This window comes from Xanthomonas sp. 10-10, assembly GCF_040182365.1.
In the GTDB taxonomy this organism is placed as follows: domain Bacteria; phylum Pseudomonadota; class Gammaproteobacteria; order Xanthomonadales; family Xanthomonadaceae; genus Xanthomonas; species Xanthomonas arboricola_F.
Map to the genome: position 1 here is coordinate 2,130,457 of NZ_CP144460.1, position 15,622 is coordinate 2,146,078.

The window sequence follows — 15,622 nt, forward strand, 5'->3', positions numbered from 1 at the left end:
GATCAGAAACTGCGGGAAGCCATGCCGACCCACTGCAATGCGCCGGGGCCGCCCTGCGCACGCGGGGTATTGCTGCTGGTCAGTACCCGGTCCAGCTTCACGCTCCATGCCGCGCGGCTCCACTTCAGGCCCAGTTGCCCATACCGATAGCGGCCGGAACTCGCAGCGCCGTAGGTCATCGCCGGAAAGTCCGAGATGCCGGCGCCGGCCGACAGGCTGAAATCCCCGGTCAGCGGCAGGTTGGCGGTGACGTCGACCGCCGTGTTCCAGGGCGAGCGTTGCGCGCGGGGGAAATTGAACCTGGAGAGCGAGAAGGTGAGCGTGTCGCGATAGGACCAGGCCAGGCTGGCTTCCTGGCGGTCGAAGGTGCGCGACTGGCGGTCGGCTGGATAGGCGTAATACAGCAGGCTGGCCTGCATCTGCCAGCGGTCGCCCAGCATCCAGCCCCGTGCGCCCTGCAACGTGAGCGCCACCGGCTTGCTGAAGGAGGGCGATTGCAGCGCCGCGGAGGCCGACACCGACCATCCGGGCGCGGGCAGCCAGTAGCCGGCCGCCTGCAAGGTGACGCGGTTGGGCGCGATGGAGATGCCGCGGTCGATCAAGGTGGACGCCACCGCCACGGCGCCGCCGACGTTGTCTGCCGATACGGTCCCGCTCGTGCCCATGACCAGCGCAAGCAGCAACGCGCGACGTATTCCCAGGTGCTGCTGCAGGACCCGCCGATAGGGTCGGCAGCGGAGGGACAGGTAGGGCGACCCCGGCAAGAGGGGCGGGTGCGGCTGTGCTGCCGAGCCGCTCGCAGGCCACGGCTGCCCGTCGCAGACGCCATGGCGTTGCGCTCGGGAAGGGGGCTGCTGCTGGGCGGACGAAGCGTTCAACAAGGGCGGGAGGTGGACCGTGGCGGTGCGCGATAGTGACCCATCACGCTGGGCGAGACCGCCGATGTGTGGCGGTTCCGTCCGTATACGCGAAGGGTTCGTGTCAGGCAACGCGGGGGCCGTGCACCCGTGCAGGTGCAGCGGTGGCCCGGATGCAAGCCGCGGACACTGCGGCCGGCGGGATGTACCGGGCTTGAAGCGATCCTCACAATGGCGCGGGTTTCGTTCAGGCCGGCGCAGGCGATGCCCGCGTCCGGCTTTGCCACCGGGCCCGCACCGGGGCCGCTCGCATCCTGCGTGCCAGCCGGGCCGTTGCGGTCAGCGCGGGCCGGTCGGTCCTCAACGCAGGGTGTTGAGGTAGGCGATCAGCGCGTCCAGCTCCTTTTCGTCTTCGAGCCCTTCGTACTTCATCTTGGTGCCCGGCATGGCTTTCTTCGAATCCTGCTTCAGAAATGTCTTCAGGTTGGCAGCATCCCAAACGCTACTGATCGGCATCTTTTCAGTCGAGCGGCTCTTGAGGACCGCCGAATAACCTTTGAGGTCCGTCGAGTAGCCGCTGAAATCGGCCACGCTGCCGGGAGGGCGGTTGACGATGCCAAACAGGGACGGGCCCTTTTTGTTCTTGCCCTGGGTGGCGCTGTGGCATTCGGCGCATTCGCTTGTGAAAACGCTCTTGCCATCGGCGGCACGCGCCGGGGTGGTCAGGGTCGCGCCGGCCAGCAGCAGGCCGGTCAGCGAAGCGCACAACAGAGTCTTGGGGAATGGAGGCATGGGGATCCGTACGGTTGCGTGCAACAAGGGAAATCAGAACGCCAGGTTCACCGACAGCGTGAAGCTGTCGAGGTCGCGCGGATTGGTGATCGGCGGGCCGCGGAACACGTTGGAGGTGCTGCCGTTGAACTTGTCGAAGCGGAACCAGCCAGCCGACACGCGCAGGTTGGCATTGGTGGTGTAGGTGCCTTCGCGCCCGAACGGGCTCCAGTACACCAGGATCAGATTGCTGGTGGTGTCGGGGATGCCGACCGGCGAATAACGCGCTGCATCGAACGAACCGGTGTTGATCATGTGCGCGGCCAGCACGCCATAGGTCTGCTTGAACGAGTAGTTCATGCTGATGGTCTGATCGCGCACGTTGCCGCGTTCCAGCGCAGGCATGGTCGGGTCGGACGGAATCAGCGGGCTGCCGTACTTGCGGCGCTCGTAGATGTTGACGTAGGCCAGCGACATGACGTGTTCGCGGGTGCCCAGGAACTGATAGGTCAGGTCGTAGCCGAAGTCGGTGAGGTCGTCGCTGGGCCCGTTGCGCGGACGCTGGCGGCGCGTGTTGAGCGCGGTCAGGCCCACCGAGAAGAACTGCCGCTTCATGTCCTTCATATAGGCAAGCCGCGCATAGCTGGTGTCGCTGAGCTTGCCCGGGTCGCCGTTGATCGGCCAGCCGAGGCGATCCTGCGCAGACGGCGACAACGCGCTGTAGCTGCCTACTTCGCCGTACCAGTTGCGGTCGTACAGCCCGTACACGCTGGCACCGATGACGCGGTTGGACAGCGACGAGGAGCTGAGCATGGTGGACGCGCCTCCGTTGGAGGCCGGCGTCAGGGTGGAGGCATTGGGCAACACATGGATCGGGTCGGAGATGCCCGGATTGTTGTTGACGCTGACACCGATCATGGTGTCCTTGCCGGCCATCTGGAACGGCTTGCTGACAAAGCGCAGATCCACGTCGTCCAGGCGTGTGTCGAAGGTGGCGTTGCCGCTGTTGTTGGAGCGGATCTTGGAATAGCCGCCGATGTTGTCGTTGACCCGGCCGGCCAGATACAGGTCGGCCTGGGTCAGGCGCGCGGTGCTGTCGCCGCGGCTGGGGTTATTGCGCGCCCAGGTGAGCTGGCCGGACACCGGAATCTTGGTGCCCTCGCCATTGGTATCGGTGAAGCCGCCCAGCTTGAAGCGCATGCCGTAGGGCGTGAGCGAGGGACCGTAGGAGCCGATATGGCAGTCCGCGCACGAAGACCCGGTCTGGCGGGCGAACGAGGGAATCGCCTGCGCCTGCGTGCTGGCCAGCAGCAGCAACGGGCCGGACACGCATAACAAGGACGTCAGGGAGGCGGTGCGCGATGGGTTGGCGCGGCGCGAAGCAGGCTGGGAAATAGGCATGGAAAGTCCTTGTTCGACGGTGCGGGGTTCAACTGGGAAAGAGCGGGCGAGGGCGAGGGAGGTGCGAGGACTCATGCGCGCTTGCCCGGCAGCACGCGGTACAGCAGGCCATCGCGCAGCACCAGGTGATGCCACAGCGCGGCGCCGATATGCAGCAGCACCAAGGCCAGCAGCGCCCAGGCGGCATTCAAGTGCCACACGCCGAGGGTGTCGCCCAGATCCGGATCGGCCTCGATGAGGTTCGGCAGCGCCAGACCGAACAGGTAGACCGTCTTGCCGAACGCGTTGCTCAGCGACCAGCCGATCAACGGCAACGCAAGCATCAGCCCGTACATCGCCAGATGGGTGCCGCCTGCAGCCAGTCGAGTCATCAACGGTGCGGGCGGGCCGGGTGGCAGCTTGCGCAGCCGCAGCCGCAGGCCGACACGCAACACGAACAGCAGCAACACCATCAGGCCGAAATGGCGATGGCCTTCGAGCAGCCACTGGCGCAATGCGCGCCCATCGAGCTCGGCGCGCAGCAGGATCAGGCTGGCCGCCATCACCAGGCACAGCACGGTGAGCCAGTGCAGCACGCGCATCGGTTTGGGCAAGGGCGTGACCCGTGCGGCTGGCGCTGCGGGCGTGGAGGGAGGCAGCGTTGTGGCGCTGCCGGCGGCTGCCGTGTCCGGCGCCTGGGGGGATGGATGCATCTTGGTGGTGTCCTCACCGGTGGTGGTCGTTGGTTCCGGCAGCGCGTGCTGCGCTGCCAGGCCTGGCTCCCCACGCCGGCCGGAACTGCGGCCAGGTGAACGTGCACCGATATGTGCGGCGCTACCGATGAAAGGTTGCATCGCCACAACGAATTTTTATCGTGGCCGAGCGCGCTCGGCATGCGATTGCGCTTGTGCGCACGCCACTTCGCAGTGCCGTGACCTGGCGCAACCTTTCGCGCATCCCGGCGCACTCAGGCATGTCGCACTACGTGCAGTCAGCGGTTACGCCCCGGAACCATGGCCTTCGAACCCATCCAGTTGCATACCCACGGCGACGATCGCGGTCTGCTCATTTCGTTGGAGCAGGAGCGCAACGTGCCATTCGAGATACGCCGCGTGTATTACCTGTTCGGTACCCGCAGCGGCGTGCACCGTGGCCAGCACGCGCACCGCCGGCTCAATCAGCTTGCGGTGGCCCTGCATGGCTCGGTGACGATCCTGCTGGACGAAGGCAAGGGCGATGGTCCGACCGAGGTGACCTTGGACGACCCCTCGCAAGGCCTGCTGCTGGGCCGCATGGTCTGGCGCGACCTGCACCATTTCAGTCCCGACTGCGTGCTGATGGTGCTGGCCGACCAGTTCTACGACCCAGGCGACTACATCCTCGATTACGACCAGTTCCTGGGCGAAGTGCGTGGGGAACATCGCCTGGATGCGTGCAGGCTGGAAGCATGAGCGTGCGCAAACCTCTGGTGATCGTCGGTGCGGGCGAGTTTGCGCAGATCGCCTGCGAATACTTCCAGCACGACAGCGACTACGACGTGGTCGCCTTCAGCGTGGAGCGCGATTTCCTGTTGCGGCCCACCCTGGCCGAGTTGCCGGTGGTGGCCTACGAGGAACTCGAGCAGCGCTATCCGCCCGCGCAGTACGCGGTGTTCGTCGCGATTCCGGCAACGCAGTTGAACCGCTTGCGCATGCGCTTTTACCAAGACGTGGTGCGCCGCGGCTACCGCTGCGCCACCTATGTCAGCTCGCGCGCGTTCGTCTGGCGCAATGCACAGATCGGCGCCAACAGTTTCATCTTCGAAGGCAACGTCATCCAGCCGTTTACCCGTATCGGCGACAACTGCATCTTGTGGAGTGGCAACCACATCGGCCATCGCACCGTGGTGCAGGACCATGTGTTCATCGCCTCGCACGCGGTCATCTCCGGCTATTGCGAGATCGGCAGCGGCAGCTTCGTCGGCGTCAACGCCACCTTGAGCGACAAGGTGCGTATTGCCGCGGACAACATCATCGGTGCCGGTGCCCTGGTGACGCGGCATACCGAGGCCGGGCGCGTGTATGTCGGTTCGCCCGCGCGCGCCGTGGCCGGCAGGTCCAGCGCCGACGTGGAGCTCTGAGGCCGTGTTTACCTGGACCAAGCGTGGGCTGGTATTCGATGTCGCGCGCGATGGCGTGGGCGGATGGATGCAGCACGCAGCGCTGACGCCTACGCCGTACCGATTGTCCGCGCAGGTGTTGCGCGTGTATGCCGGCTTTCGCGACAGTCAGGGCGTGAGCCGGATCGGCTATGTGGATGTGCGCGCCGATGCGCCGACGCAGATCGTCGGTGTGAGCAAGCTGCCGGTGCTGGACATCGGGCGCGATGGCTGCTTCGACGACAACGGCATGATCCTGGGCGATGTGGTCGCCGGCCCGGACGGCTTGTACATGTTCTACGTTGGCTTCCAGCGGGTGGCCAAGGCGAAGTTTCTGGCGTTCACCGGCCTGGCGATCTCGCGCGATGGCGGCGAGACGTTTGAGCGTCGTCAGGAAACGCCGCTGCTGGACCGCGCCCCTGGCCGCAGCACGATCGCGGCGGTGCATTCGGCACGCTACGAAGATGGGCGCTGGCGTCTGTGGTACGCGGTGGGCGACGACTGGGAAGACATCGGTGGTCACCCGTATCCGCGTTACCACATCCGCTATGTGGAAACCGACGACCTGCGCTGCATTCCGCTTGCCGACAGCGTGTGCCTGCGTCCGCACGATGACGAGTACCGCATCGGACGCCCGCGCGTGTACCGGCTGGACGAGCGCTATCTGATGTACTTCACCCGCGGCGATATCGGTGGCGGCTATTTTCCCGGCATCGCGTTCAGCCGCGATGGCGTGCACTGGGAACGCAACGATGATGCGCTAGGCCTGCAGTTGTCCATCGAGGGATGGGATGCACAGACGTTGTGCTACCCCGCATTGATCCAGCAGGGCGAGCGGGTATTGATGTTCTACAACGGCAACGCGATGGGCCAGGCCGGCTTCGGGCTAGCCGATGCCGCGTTGCCGGTGGAGCTGCAGGGCTGTCATGTATTCGGTTAGGCCCTACGTTGCCGGCGATGCGCTCGCCTGGGACGCATTGGTGGCGTGTTCGCGCAATGGCAACCTGTTGCATCGGCGCGGCTACATGGATTATCACGCCGACCGCTTCGTGGATGCCTCGTTGCTGGTGGAACGTGGCGGCGAGGTGCTCGCGGTATTTCCCGCCAGCGTGCAGGGCGATTGCGTCAGCAGCCATGCCGGGCTCACCTATGCCGGCCTGCTGTCGTCGATGGCGATGCGGGCCAGTGCCACCTTGCAGGTGCTCGAACAGATCGCGGCGCATTACCGCGCAGGCGGCATGCGCGAGCTCGTCTACAAGCCGGTGCCGCATGTGTTTCATGCCTACCCGGCGGAGGAAGAGCTGTATGCGCTGCATCGGGTGGGCGCGCAGCTGTATCGACGCGATCTGTCGTCGGTGATCGCCTTGCGCCAGCCGTTTACCTTCAGCGCCGAGCGGCGGCGTTCGATCGCCAAGGCGCGCAAGGCCGGCGTGCACATCCAGACCGGCACCACGCTGGATGCGTTTCATGCGCTGCTGAGCGAGGTGCTGCAGCGGCATGGCGTGGCGCCCACGCATCGGCTGGACGAGCTGCAATTGCTGCAGGGGCGGTTTCCGCATCACATCGTGCTGCACGAGGCACGCGTCGAGGGACAGCTGGTGGCCGCTGCGCTGGTGTACGACTTCGGCCGCAGCGTGCACACCCAGTATCTGGCGGTGTCCGAGCGCGGGCGCCGGCTGGATGCGCTGAGCCTGCTGCTGGCCGAACTGATCACCCAGGTGTATGCGGCGCGCGACTACTTCAGTTTCGGCATTTCCACCGAGCATGGCGGGCAAGTGCTCAATGAAGGCTTGGTCGAACAAAAGGAGCGCTTCGGCGCACGTGCGGTTGTGCAGGACTTCTATCGATGGACCTTGTAATGGATGTGCCGTTCCTGGATTTGCGCGCGGTCAACGCGCGCTATGCCGATGAACTCAAAACCGCGGCCGCGCGGGTGATCGATGCAGGCTGGTATGTACTCGGCCAGGAGCTGGCCGCATTCGAAGAAGAATTCGCCAGTTACTGCGGCGCGGCGCATGCGGTCGGCGTCGGCAACGGACTGGACGCGTTGTCGCTGATCCTGCGCGGTTACCGCGAACTGGGCGTATTGCGCGAGGGCGATGAGATCATCGTGCCGGCCAATACCTTCATCGCGACATTTCTGGCGATCAGCCAGAACCATCTGGTGCTGGTGCCGGTGGAGCCGGACCCGGCCACCTTCAACATGGACCCGGCCAGCGTGGAAAAAGCGATCGGGCCGCGCACCCGCGCCATCATGGCGGTGCATCTGTACGGCCAGCTGGCCGACATGGCGGCGTTGCAGACGCTGGCGCACCGCTATGGCTTGCTGCTGCTCGAGGATGCCGCACAGGCGCACGGTGCAACGGCGCAGGCCCGGCGCGCGGGGGCCTTCGGCGATGCTGCCGCGTTCAGCTTTTTTCCGACCAAGAACCTGGGTGCCCTGGGCGATGGCGGCGCAGTCGTCACCTCCGATGCGCGGCTGGCCGAGCGCATCCGCGCGTTGCGCAACTATGGCTCGGAGGTGAAGTACCACCATCTCTACCAGGGCGTGAACTCGCGACTGGACGAGCTGCAGGCGGCCTTGTTGCGCGTCAAACTGGGCTACCTGGACCAGGAGATCGCATTGCGGCGCGCGGTGGCACGACGTTATCTGCAAGGTATCGACAACCCCTTGATCGTCTTGCCGACGGTGGTCTGCGACGAGCAACATGTGTGGCATCTGTTCGTGGTACGCAGCCCGCAGCGTGATGCGCTGCAGGCGCATCTGTTGCGCCATGGCATCCACACCCAGATTCATTACCCGGTGCCGCCGCATCGGCAGCCGGCCTACGCGACACTCGGCGATACCTGCCTGCCGATCAGCGAGCGCCTGCATGCCGAGGTGTTGAGTCTGCCGATGGGCCCGGCACTGGATGCGGCATCGGTGGAGCGCGTGATCGCTGCCTGCCAATCGTTCGGCGCCGGCACATGAATCTGGTGCGCAGCAGCGCCTACACCGGCGTCGCGACGCTGGCGAAATTGCTCGCTGCGCTGGTGGTGGTCAAGCTGGTGGCCGTGTATGCCGGGCCGCAGGGGGTGGGGCGGCTGGGCCAGTTCCTCAATCTGATGGCGGTGCTGGCGGTGCTGGCGGGCGGCGGCATCAGCGCCGGTATCGTCAAGTACGTCGCCGACTATCGCAACGACCCGCAGGCGCAGGCGCGTCTGCTCGGTGCGGCGCTGTGGTATGCGTGTTGTGCGTCCTGCGTGCTGGCGATGCTGGCGTTGGTGTTCAGCGGCTTGCTTGCCGAGCGGCTGCTGGGAGATGTCGGCTACCGCCCGTTGATCTGCGTGCTGGCTGTGGCGCAGTTGGGCATCGCGGCGGTCAACTACATTCTTGCGGTGATCAACGGTTTCATGGATGTGCGCCGCCTGGCCATCGTGCAGGTAAGCGGCGCGGCGATGAGCGTTGCGCTGGTGGCATGGCTGTCGGGCATGGCGCAGCTGCAAGGGGCCTTGTTGGCACTGGTGCTTGGGCAGGTGCTATGGCTGTTGACGGGGGTGCCGGCCCTGCGACGCAGCCCGTACTTTCGCCGCGAGATGTTGCGCCCGCGCTTCGATGCGGCGATGACGCGCCGGCTGGCAGCCTTTTCGGTGATGACGCTCACCTCCACCCTGGTGCCGCAGCTGGTGATCATTCTGGTGCGCGACCATCTTGTCGCCCAGTTCGGCTGGGAACAGGTGGGCTACTGGCAGGCGGTGAGCCGGGTGTCGGATGCCTACCTGCTGTTCTTCACTACCGCCATCAACGTGTATTACCTGCCCAAGCTGGCCTCGCTGGATACGCGTGCCGACCTGGGCCGCGAACTGCGCGCTGCATATCGTTATGTAATGCCGGCGGTGATCGTGATGGCATTGGGCGTGTATGTCTGCCGCGATTGGGTGACCTGGCTGCTGTTCGACCCGCAGTTTGCTGCGGCCAGGGCGCTGTACGGCCCGCAGCTGGTGGGCGATGTGGTCAAGATCGCGGCCTTCGTTTTGTCGTATGTGATGTTGGCCAAGGCCATGACGCGCCTGTTCGTGGTGTCCGAGTGCGTGTTTGCCGCCAGCTATCTGGGGTTGGTGTACCTGCTTGCCGCGCGATTCGGGCTGATCGGTGCGATGTACGCCTTCGTCGCCAACTACGTACTGTATCTGCTGTTCAATCTCGTGGTGGTGCGGCGCTACCTGGTGCAGCCGGCATGAACGAGCGTACCCAACCGGCCGGACGTGCACGCTGGCCATTGGTGTCGGTGCTGATCCCCGCGTTCAACCATGAGCGCTTCGTCCAGCGCTGCCTGGACAGCGTGTTGGAGGACCCGTACCCATGCAAGGAGATCGTCATCATCGACGACGGCTCCAGCGATGCCACCGGTGAACGGATTGCGCAGTGGATCGCCGCCCACGGGCATCGGCTGCCGGTGCAGTTCGTCCAGCGGGCCAATCGCGGGGTTGCGGCCACGCTCAACGAACTGGCGTTGCGTGCCAATGGCGAGTTTCTGCGTCTGGGTGCCAGCGACGACTATCTATTGCCCGGCGGGCTGGATGCGCAGGTGCGCTATTTGCGCGCGCATCCGCAGACGCTTGCGGTGATCGGCGATGCCTGCGTGGTGGACCAACATGGCCGGCTACTGCACGACAGTGCGATGCGTGACCTGCATGGGGTGGATGTCGATCTGTATCGCTCCGAACAAGGCATCCGCCGCGCGGTGATCCGGCAATGGGCTGTCAGCGGTGCCGTTGCCTTGTTGCGTCGCGGCGCCTTCGATGCACGCAGTGGCTGGGACGAGTCACTGCGTATCGAGGATTGGGACTTTTTCCTGCGCCTGGCTGCGCGCAACGCGCTGGGATTCATCGATATGCAGGTCTGCGCGTATCGCTTGCACGGCAATAACCTCAGCAAGACGGCGGACGTGCCGGCACGTATCGCCAATCTGAGCGAGTCGCGACGGGTGGCCCTGCGCTGCGCGGTCTTGTTCGACGAACCCGATCGCACGTTGTTGTATGCGCAATCGCGCTATATCGCGGCCAAGGTGGCTTTCCTGCAGCGTAGGCCACATGCGGTGATCGCTCACTTGCTGGCCTATGCGTGGTTGTCGCTGCCGGCCGCATGGCGGCCCAAGCCCGCGCGCAGTGCGACGGAGCCGGCATGAGCGCGTTGCTGCGGCGGCCTGCGACCTACCTGGCCTTGCCGATGCTGCTCAGCTGCGCATTGACGTTGCTGACCTATACGCTGCCGGACGGCTACCTGGATGGCATCGTGTTGCTGGCGATTGCCGCGACGGTGACCGTCGCGCTCGACGCTGCGCTGCGCACCCGGCTGCCTGCGGTAGAGGATTTCCGCCGTTATCGTTACGCCGGCACGCGCGATGCGTTTGTGGTCATGACGCTGGCAGCGGTGGTCACGGTGTTCTGCATTGCCGACGTGGTGCTGTTTCCGATTCCGTTGTTCAGCGATCCATCCTCGTACGCCACCTTGAGCCCGTTGCGCTCGCACGTGCGGCATATCTCCAACATGTGCTGGATCCTGCCGCCGATTGCGTTGCTGTGTGTACGCCATCGCGGCCTGCGTGCAGCAATGGTGGCATTCGGATTCGTATTCCCGATTGTGGTGATCGACCGCAATCGCATCTTTGCCGGGCTGTTTTCGTTCGTGCTGGTGATGCTGCTGCGCCGCGACCCGACGCGCGCGCTGCCGTGGAAGACCATCGGCGTGCTGGTACTGGCAGGCGCTGGCGTGTTTTCGCTACTCGGTGCGGTGCGTTCCGGCTCGCTGGCGAGCGTGACATTGCCGTTCAGCGCGTTCTACCGTGCCATGCCGCAAGGCGTGCAATGGCTGCTGCTGTACATCAGTGCCGGGCCTTACAACTTTGGCGCCATCCTGGCCAAGGGGTACGAAAACGCCAGTTTTCTGGTCAACCAGCTGGTGCCGTTCAGTGGTTCGATCGCCACCGCCGGTACCAGCATTCCGTTGGATGCGCCCAACATCAATGTGGGCACCGAGTTCTTTCCGTTTCTGATGGCCTGGGGCGCACCGGGTGCGTGGCTGGCGTTGTTGACGCTGTATGCAAGCCTGGTGTGGAGCGTGCGCCGGCTCAAGGGCTCGCTCTCGATTTTCCATGTGCTGATCTTCCTGCGCATCGCCTACGCCTGCCTGATGTCGCCATTCGCGCCGCAGGCGTTCACCTGGACCAACCTCGGCTTCATTGCGCTGTGCCTGGCGCTGCACGCCTGCACCGTGTTGTTGCCTAGCCGACATCCAGCGCATCCGTCCGTCGCATAAGTGCGGCAACCCACTGTCACGTTCCAGAGCCTGCGTACCATGAATCAACACGACGAAATCTACCTGATCGACCTTTGGCGCATCCTGCGGCGCGAGTGGCGCTGGGCGCTGGCCGCATTGGTGGTGGTGCTGGGCCTGACGTTTGTCTTCCTGCGCGTGGCCAAGCCGCAATGGGAAGCCGCTGCATGGATCCAGGTGGGAGAAATCGGCCCCACGCCTGCCGGACGCGACCCCAAGGTCGAGCCGTTCCAGCGGGTGATCGATCGCATGAAGACGCGGCTGTTTCAGGACGCGGTCCTGCACCAGGCCGGCGTGCCGCTCAGCAGCCGTGCCGCGCAGTTGTATCGCAGCAGCCTGAAGCCGGATCCGGACCCGTACGCCAATCTCATCGGTGTGACCATTCGCGCCGAATCCGTGCAGCAGGCGCGCACCTTGGCGCTGGCCACCGTCGCCGCATTGCAGGGCCTGCATGGCGACACCAATGCCGCCGCGCTCGCACTTGCACGGACGCGCCTGCAGGGGCTTGACGAGGATCTGCGCGTTGCCACGCTCACTCGCGCGCAACTGCAAAAACAACTGCAATCCGGGTCTGCGGCAAGCCCGGAGCAGGTGCTGGCCGGGGTGTTGCTGACCGAAAACACCACCAGCCTCCGTGCGATCAAGAGCGAACGTGACGATCTGATTGCACGGCTGACCGCGCGTTACACCTATCAAACCTCGTTGGCGTGGCCGTTGTACGTGCCCGAGCAGCGGGTGTTTCCGAATGCGGTGATGATCTGGGCGGTCGGTCTGCTTGGTGGAGCGGGGTTGGGCGTGCTGGTGGCGGTGGTGCGCAATGCCTGGCGTCGCCGTCGGGTTGAAGGCGCCGGCGCCATTGCGTAAGCGCTGATACAAGCGACTGCGCGCACCGCCTTGCGGGCGCTGCCGCTGCACGCTGCGGCATGGCCCACGCGTGCCCCCCGGTCCTGGCAGCCCCGTCCATACCGACCTGGCGACTGCCCGCCATGGTCCGTTAGCCGATGCAGGACGCGCGATCGTCGTCATGGACTGCGGCGTGTCGGGCGAGCGGGCAGTTCGGACGCGCAAGCGCGGCACGCAGTGATCAAGACGGAGTCCTGCCGGCCAGGGTTTTTCACTGCCGAGTCTGTAGCCGATCATGTCGGGCAATCCCCGCGCGAACGGCCTGACTGCAACCAAACCGGCGCGGCCCGGCACTCACCGGTCTATCAAGCGATACCGCGTTGCCGGTGCCGCGTCTGGAGAGTGCCGTGAGATCAGCAGGACGGGTGGGGGAGGCAATGCATGTCAGTGCTCAGTGAGCATGCCGCGCGCGGCGGGACGGTCGCGCCCGAGCAGTTGCTGGAGACGCAACGCGCGTTCGACAGCGTCGCCCCCGATTACGATGGCCCACGCGGCAACAATGCGTTGATCCAGCGCATGCGCACCACATTGTGGGATACGGTGGCCGCAGAGTTGCCGGTCGGCGCGCGGCTGGTGGATCTGGGCTGCGGGACCGGCCTGGATGCGGGTGAGTTTGCCCGTCGCGGCTACAGTGTGCTGGCCACCGATTGGTCGCCGGCCATGATCGAACGCACGCGCCACCGCGCCGCCGCGCAGGGGCTGGAACAGCGCCTGACAGCCGCACACGTCGGCATCCAGCAGCTCGATCAGCTGGAGGGTACCTTCGACGGTATGTACTCCAACTTCGGCCCGCTCAATTGCGCGCCGAATCTGCCGGCAGTGGCCGCCGAATGCGCGCGCCTTCTGCGCGCCGATGGCTGCCTGGTGTTTTCGGTGATCGGACGCATCTGCCCATGGGAAATCGGCCATTACGCGCTGCGCGGGCGTTTCAAGCGCGCGGCGGTGCGTGCGGCCAAGGGCGCAACCGCGGTGGGCATGAACGGCCACACCATCTGGACCTGGTACCACCTGCCACGCGAGTTCTACCGCGCATTCGAACAGCACTTCGTGCTGGACAGCTACCGTGCCCTGAGCCTGTTCCTGCCGCCACCGTACCTGGTCGACTTTTGCCAGCGGCATCCGCGTGTCTCCGAGCGCTTGGGTGGGCTGGACGACCGCTTCGGTGGGTGGCCACTGTTGCGCGACATGGGCGATCACTTCCTGATCGTGATGCGCAAGCGCTGAGTGGAGATGCCGATGTCCATGGCCGATGTCTGCCTGCAAGGCGCGCGATCGATCACGCTGGCGGGGCCGTCGCGCGCAGCGGTGAACATGCGCGCCGGTCGCTTCGGCGGCACGCTCGGTACCGGCACCTTGCGCCTTGACTTGCAGGGCCATGTACTGGCGCCTGGGCTGATCAACGCGCACGAGCACTTGCAGGTCAACTGCGTGCCGCCGCTGCCGCAGGGCGCGCCGTTCGCCAACAGTTATGCATGGATCGAGGCGTTTCAATCGCACTTTCAGCATCCATCCGTGGCCGCGGCATTGCGCGTGCCCAAGGCGGTGCGCCTGCGCCATGGTGGTTTGAAGAACCTGCTCGCCGGGGTGACCTGCGTGGCGCAGCACGACCCCTGGCACGCCACGTTGGACGAGGCCGACTTTCCGGTCAGCGTCCTGCGCGAATTCGGCTGGAGTTATGCGCTGGGCTGGACCGGCTACGGCCCGCCGGTACAGGGCAGCTTTGCGGCAACGCCGGCGGCGCACCCATGGATGATCCACCTGGCCGAAGGCACCGACGCGGTGGCGCGTGCCGAACTCGACGCTCTGGATCGGCTCGGGTGCCTGGCGTCCAACACGGTCTTGATCCATGGCGTGGGCATGGGCGAGCAGGATATCGAGCGGGTGATTGCGCGCGGTGCGGCGGTGGTGTGGTGCCCGTCGAGCAATCTGGCGCTGCTCGGGCGCACGCTCGAGCCATGGCAGCTGTGCATGGCCGGGCGGCTGGCGCTGGGCAGCGATTCGCGCGTCAGTGGCGCGCGCGATCTGCTCGAAGAATTGCGCATCGCCGCGGGCAGCGGGCTGGCGCCGGATTTGCTACTGGGTCTGGCCACCGATCAATCCGCACGCATCTTGCGCATGGCAACGCGCGGACGGATCGCACCGGGCGCAGTGGCGGACCTGGTGATCGTGCGCGACCGCGGCGGCGAGCCCGCCAGCAGCGTGATCGGCTGCGACCGCAGCGAGTTGCGTGCCGTGATCCGCGATGGCAAGCCACGCATCGCCGATCCGGATTTTGTACCCTGGTTCGATGCCGCCGGCATCCAGACCATCCCGGTGGTGCTGGATGGACGCCCCAAGTTGCTGGATGCCAGTCTGGCGGACCCGGCCGTGCTCGCGCTCGAACCCGGCTTGCAACAGGTGCAAGGCGTCCGGCAATCGTCGAACGCGCTGGCATCGATCGGTGTCGCGTCGTGAGCGCAGTCCCGGTGCTCGAGCCTGATGCGGCGTATGCGCTCTGGGCGCAGGCGTATCCGCCACATGCGCATAACCCGGTGATGCAGGCAGAAGAGCGCGCAATGCTCGATCTGATGCCCTCCACCCTGCAGAACCTGCATGTGCTGGATGCCGGCTGCGGCAGCGGCCGCTACATGCTGCATGCGTTGCGCCGTGGCGCGCGACATGTTACCGGTGTCGATCTGTCGCCGCAGATGCTTGAGCGCGCCAGGGCGGAACTGTCGCAACAGTGGCCGCCGGCACGCGTGCAATTGCAGCAGGGCAGCCTGGACCGGTTGCCGCTTGACGATGCGGTTGCCGACCTCAGCGTGTGCGGCCTGGTGGTCGGGCATCTCCAGCTGCTATGGCCGGCGCTGGAAGAACTGCATCGGGTCACCCGTGTCGATGGCCTGGTGCTGTGCAGCGACGTGCATCCGATCGGCCATGCGCTGGGCTGGCGCCGCGACTTCAAGGCCGATGGCCTGCACTACGCGGTGCGCCACACCCAGCATCTGTACAGCCACTGGCATTCGGCATGCACGGCATTGGGGTTTGCGATCGAAGCGGTGGCCGAGCCGATGCTGGACCCGGCCGACATCCCTGCCGGCGCGCATTTCGACCAGACGGCGCTGCAGGTGCCGGTGGCGCTGGTGCTGCGGTTGCGGCGCCTCGCGTGAGAGTCACGCCGACACTTTGCCCGCGCAACCCGGGCGGTGCGGTCAACCGGCATGGCCGGGCGTCGCACCGCGCGGCGCGTGGCTGCGCCGGCCCGACACGCGTCAGCCC

Annotated in this window: 16 protein-coding genes; 12 read left to right on the forward strand and 4 right to left on the reverse strand. The window is 65.7% G+C overall.

The features are described 5' to 3' along the window. Positions 1-2 precede the first annotated feature (2 nt). The 4 genes from VZ068_RS09080 to VZ068_RS09095 form a co-directional block, all read right to left on the reverse strand. On the reverse strand, positions 3-665 hold the full coding sequence (locus tag VZ068_RS09080; RefSeq protein ID WP_349657457.1) for a hypothetical protein: 663 nt from the start codon (positions 663-665) through the stop codon (positions 3-5). A gap of 552 nt (positions 666-1,217) precedes the next feature. Further along, positions 1,218-1,649 (reverse strand): c-type cytochrome, encoded by a 432-nt coding sequence (locus tag VZ068_RS09085; protein WP_259164873.1) that lies wholly within the window; start codon positions 1,647-1,649, stop codon positions 1,218-1,220. A 33-nt stretch (positions 1,650-1,682) separates the two neighbouring features. Beyond that, positions 1,683-3,029: a cytochrome C gene (locus VZ068_RS09090; RefSeq protein ID WP_259164866.1), complete on the reverse strand. Its 1,347-nt coding sequence runs from the start codon at positions 3,027-3,029 to the stop codon at positions 1,683-1,685. Positions 3,030-3,100: 71 nt separating this feature from the next. Continuing rightward, on the reverse strand, positions 3,101-3,721 hold the full coding sequence (locus VZ068_RS09095; RefSeq protein WP_349657458.1) for a cytochrome b/b6 domain-containing protein: 621 nt from the start codon (positions 3,719-3,721) through the stop codon (positions 3,101-3,103). A gap of 300 nt (positions 3,722-4,021) precedes the next feature. Here VZ068_RS09095 and VZ068_RS09100 point away from each other — a divergent pair, with 300 nt between their 5' ends. The 12 genes from VZ068_RS09100 (at position 4,022) to VZ068_RS09155 (ending at position 15,513) form a co-directional block, all read left to right on the forward strand. Beyond that, on the forward strand, positions 4,022-4,459 hold the full coding sequence (locus VZ068_RS09100) for an FdtA/QdtA family cupin domain-containing protein (protein ID WP_259153807.1): 438 nt from the start codon (positions 4,022-4,024) through the stop codon (positions 4,457-4,459). After that, positions 4,456-5,127 (forward strand): acetyltransferase, encoded by a 672-nt coding sequence (locus VZ068_RS09105; RefSeq protein ID WP_259153812.1) that lies wholly within the window; start codon positions 4,456-4,458, stop codon positions 5,125-5,127. Before VZ068_RS09100 ends, VZ068_RS09105 begins: the two co-directional genes overlap by 4 nt. A 4-nt stretch (positions 5,128-5,131) precedes the next feature. Further along, a complete protein-coding gene (locus VZ068_RS09110) occupies positions 5,132-6,085 on the forward strand; it encodes a hypothetical protein (RefSeq protein WP_259153814.1) in 954 nt (317 codons plus the stop codon). Further along, positions 6,072-7,004 carry a GNAT family N-acetyltransferase gene (locus VZ068_RS09115; protein ID WP_259153816.1) on the forward strand — a complete coding sequence of 311 codons (933 nt, stop codon included), beginning with the start codon at positions 6,072-6,074 and terminating at the stop codon, positions 7,002-7,004. The genes VZ068_RS09110 and VZ068_RS09115 overlap by 14 nt, the downstream gene beginning before the upstream one ends. Then, positions 6,992-8,116 (forward strand): DegT/DnrJ/EryC1/StrS family aminotransferase, encoded by a 1,125-nt coding sequence (locus VZ068_RS09120; protein WP_259153817.1) that lies wholly within the window; start codon positions 6,992-6,994, stop codon positions 8,114-8,116. Before VZ068_RS09115 ends, VZ068_RS09120 begins: the two co-directional genes overlap by 13 nt. Beyond that, the gene (locus VZ068_RS09125; RefSeq protein WP_349657459.1) at positions 8,113-9,366 is read left to right on the forward strand and encodes an O-antigen translocase; all 1,254 of its coding nucleotides are present in this window, start codon (positions 8,113-8,115) and stop codon (positions 9,364-9,366) included. The genes VZ068_RS09120 and VZ068_RS09125 overlap by 4 nt, the downstream gene beginning before the upstream one ends. Next, positions 9,363-10,313 carry a glycosyltransferase gene (locus VZ068_RS09130; RefSeq protein WP_259153824.1) on the forward strand — a complete coding sequence of 317 codons (951 nt, stop codon included), beginning with the start codon at positions 9,363-9,365 and terminating at the stop codon, positions 10,311-10,313. Before VZ068_RS09125 ends, VZ068_RS09130 begins: the two co-directional genes overlap by 4 nt. Next, on the forward strand, positions 10,310-11,443 hold the full coding sequence (locus VZ068_RS09135) for a hypothetical protein (RefSeq protein ID WP_259153825.1): 1,134 nt from the start codon (positions 10,310-10,312) through the stop codon (positions 11,441-11,443). Before VZ068_RS09130 ends, VZ068_RS09135 begins: the two co-directional genes overlap by 4 nt. A 39-nt stretch (positions 11,444-11,482) precedes the next feature. Beyond that, positions 11,483-12,325, forward strand: coding sequence for a Wzz/FepE/Etk N-terminal domain-containing protein (locus tag VZ068_RS09140; protein ID WP_259153826.1), 843 nt, complete (start codon positions 11,483-11,485; stop codon positions 12,323-12,325). Positions 12,326-12,745: 420 nt separating this feature from the next. Continuing rightward, entirely contained in the window at positions 12,746-13,588 is an 843-nt protein-coding gene (locus VZ068_RS09145; protein ID WP_349657460.1) for a class I SAM-dependent methyltransferase, read from the forward strand. 12 nt (positions 13,589-13,600) lie between these two features. Beyond that, on the forward strand, positions 13,601-14,818 hold the full coding sequence (locus VZ068_RS09150) for an amidohydrolase family protein (protein WP_349657461.1): 1,218 nt from the start codon (positions 13,601-13,603) through the stop codon (positions 14,816-14,818). Beyond that, entirely contained in the window at positions 14,815-15,513 is a 699-nt protein-coding gene (locus VZ068_RS09155; RefSeq protein ID WP_349657462.1) for a class I SAM-dependent methyltransferase, read from the forward strand. Before VZ068_RS09150 ends, VZ068_RS09155 begins: the two co-directional genes overlap by 4 nt. The last annotated feature ends 109 nt before the right edge of the window (positions 15,514-15,622 follow it).

Excerpts from the sequence above, each read along its gene's own strand:
- VZ068_RS09130 (WP_259153824.1), top strand. The coding sequence starts at position 9,363 with ATGAACGAGCGTACCCAACCGGCCGGACGTGCACGCTGGCCATTGGTG.
- VZ068_RS09120 (WP_259153817.1), top strand. The coding sequence starts at position 6,992 with ATGGACCTTGTAATGGATGTGCCGTTCCTGGATTTGCGCGCGGTCAAC.
- VZ068_RS09105 (WP_259153812.1), top strand. The coding sequence starts at position 4,456 with ATGAGCGTGCGCAAACCTCTGGTGATCGTCGGTGCGGGCGAGTTTGCG.
- VZ068_RS09115 (WP_259153816.1), top strand. The coding sequence starts at position 6,072 with ATGTATTCGGTTAGGCCCTACGTTGCCGGCGATGCGCTCGCCTGGGAC.
- VZ068_RS09095 (WP_349657458.1), bottom strand. The coding sequence starts at position 3,721 with ATGCATCCATCCCCCCAGGCGCCGGACACGGCAGCCGCCGGCAGCGCC.
- VZ068_RS09135 (WP_259153825.1), top strand. The coding sequence starts at position 10,310 with ATGAGCGCGTTGCTGCGGCGGCCTGCGACCTACCTGGCCTTGCCGATG.
- VZ068_RS09100 (WP_259153807.1), top strand. The coding sequence starts at position 4,022 with ATGGCCTTCGAACCCATCCAGTTGCATACCCACGGCGACGATCGCGGT.
- VZ068_RS09145 (WP_349657460.1), top strand. The coding sequence starts at position 12,746 with ATGTCAGTGCTCAGTGAGCATGCCGCGCGCGGCGGGACGGTCGCGCCC.
- VZ068_RS09090 (WP_259164866.1), bottom strand. The coding sequence starts at position 3,029 with ATGCCTATTTCCCAGCCTGCTTCGCGCCGCGCCAACCCATCGCGCACC.
- VZ068_RS09080 (WP_349657457.1), bottom strand. The coding sequence starts at position 665 with ATGGGCACGAGCGGGACCGTATCGGCAGACAACGTCGGCGGCGCCGTG.
- VZ068_RS09140 (WP_259153826.1), top strand. The coding sequence starts at position 11,483 with ATGAATCAACACGACGAAATCTACCTGATCGACCTTTGGCGCATCCTG.
- VZ068_RS09085 (WP_259164873.1), bottom strand. The coding sequence starts at position 1,649 with ATGCCTCCATTCCCCAAGACTCTGTTGTGCGCTTCGCTGACCGGCCTG.
- VZ068_RS09125 (WP_349657459.1), top strand. The coding sequence starts at position 8,113 with ATGAATCTGGTGCGCAGCAGCGCCTACACCGGCGTCGCGACGCTGGCG.
- VZ068_RS09150 (WP_349657461.1), top strand. The coding sequence starts at position 13,601 with ATGTCCATGGCCGATGTCTGCCTGCAAGGCGCGCGATCGATCACGCTG.